2 protein-coding genes are annotated in these 1,627 nt (G+C 59.9%); both read right to left on the reverse strand.

The window, feature by feature from the left end:
- Positions 1-100: 100 nt before the first annotated feature.
- Positions 101-1,093, reverse strand: coding sequence for a tyrosine-type recombinase/integrase (locus FHW92_RS25455; RefSeq protein ID WP_168606081.1), 993 nt, complete (start codon positions 1,091-1,093; stop codon positions 101-103).
- Positions 1,090-1,627 (reverse strand): tyrosine-type recombinase/integrase (locus FHW92_RS25460; protein ID WP_168606082.1); only part of this gene is annotated, 538 nt, incomplete at its 5' end. The genes FHW92_RS25460 and FHW92_RS25455, both read right to left, overlap by 4 nt.

The following is a 1,627-nucleotide window of genomic DNA, read 5'->3' on the forward strand; positions in this document are numbered from 1 at the left end:
ATAAGCGCAACTATGCGGCGACCGTGATTATGCGGAGCCGGAGACACGGATGGGCACATTTTCGGGCTTACGATGTCCATCGACTCCACATAACAATGCTCTATGTGGAAGATGTCAGCATCGCGATCAGCTTGTCCGGCGGGCGGAATTTGCCTGGCTTGATGCCGAGCGGCGCCATAGCGTCGAGCATCTCGAGTTTTTCGGTCGGGTCAGCGCGCAGATAGATCTCTGTGCTCTGGAGACTGGCATGACCGAGCCACAGCGCTACCTTGCGAATGTCGCGCGTTGCCTGAAGCATGTGCATGGCGCAGCTATGCCGCAGTACATGGGGTGATATCGACTTCGTCGCCAGCGTGGGCGCGACGCTGACCGCAGTCGCGGCGTGCTTTTCGAGTATGTACTCAAAGCCAGAGCGCGTCATCATCCGCCCAGCGTTGTTCAGGAACAGTGCCGTGTCGCCATCCTTGGGCCTGACTGCGATCCACGCGCGGATAGCAGCCGTGGTTTCCTGCCACAGCGGTAGTACGCGCTCGCGTCGTCCCTTGCCGATGATATGGATGCTGGCCGGCGACCGCCCTTCGAACTGGTCGAGCGCGAGGCCGACGAGTTCGGAAACGCGCAGGCCACTGGCGAAAGCCAGATGCAGCATGGCCCGATCGCGTATGCCAGATATTGTCCGCCGGTCCGGTGCATCGAGCAGCGCTTGCACCTCGGCACGCGAAAGTGAAGCCACCAGAACCTCGTCAATCTTCTTCATCGGAATGGCGTGCACCCGGAGGGCCTGATCCAGCGCGGCGGGTACCCGGTGCTCGAGATAGCGGAAGAAGGACTTCACTGCCGCCAGTCTTGCGTTGCGTGAACGGGCCTTGTTACGGCGGGCTTCCTCGACATGTTCGAGGAAAGCAAGGATCGTTGGCACGTCGATATCCTCTATCTGTAGCAGACAGGGTCGCGTACCCAATCGTCGGGCGACGAACGTCACCAGCAACTGAAAGCTGTAAGCATAGGCATCGCAGGTGTGAACGCTGGCGCGGCGCTCGCGGGGGAGATGTTCGCGAAGAAACGCGGTAAGATGCGGGGCGAGCTGAGTCATGCCGAAACTCCCTGATGTAAGGCCTCGCCGGCCGCCGCCATGTGGACCATCAGTTCCGGCGTTGCCTGGAGATACCAGTACGTGTCAGTCACATGGGCGTGGCCCAGATAGGTACTTAGGGCGATGATATGCCGCGCCACTGCCTTTGGATCATGTGCACAGCGTTCGAGGGACCGAACGGCGAATGTGTGACGAAGATCGTGGATCCGCGGCGCTCGTGATCCTGCAGCACTGCGCAAGTCGATCGATCGAGTGAGCTGTCGAAAAACCGTCAATGCTGTCGGATACGCTACTGGCGTGCCCTGATGCGAAATGAAGAATGCATCACTCTGGCTCGCTATCTTCAGGCGAGCTGCAAGGTATCCGTTTAAGGCGTCTCGGGTCGTCGAGTGGAGCGGCAGCAACCGGCTCTTCTTGAACTTGGTCTGGGCAATGATCAGCCCATCGTCGGTCATGTCCGACAGCCGAATGGCGAGGGCCTCGGAAATGCGCATGCCGGTAGCCGCGATTAGTCCAAACATCGTGGCGTAGGTG

This window comes from Novosphingobium sp. SG707, assembly GCF_012275515.1.
Classification (GTDB): domain Bacteria; phylum Pseudomonadota; class Alphaproteobacteria; order Sphingomonadales; family Sphingomonadaceae; genus Novosphingobium.

Bases quoted from the DNA above. Each gene is read 5' to 3' on its own strand.
- FHW92_RS25455 (WP_168606081.1), bottom strand. From the start codon at position 1,093: ATGACTCAGCTCGCCCCGCATCTTACCGCGTTTCTTCGCGAACATCTC.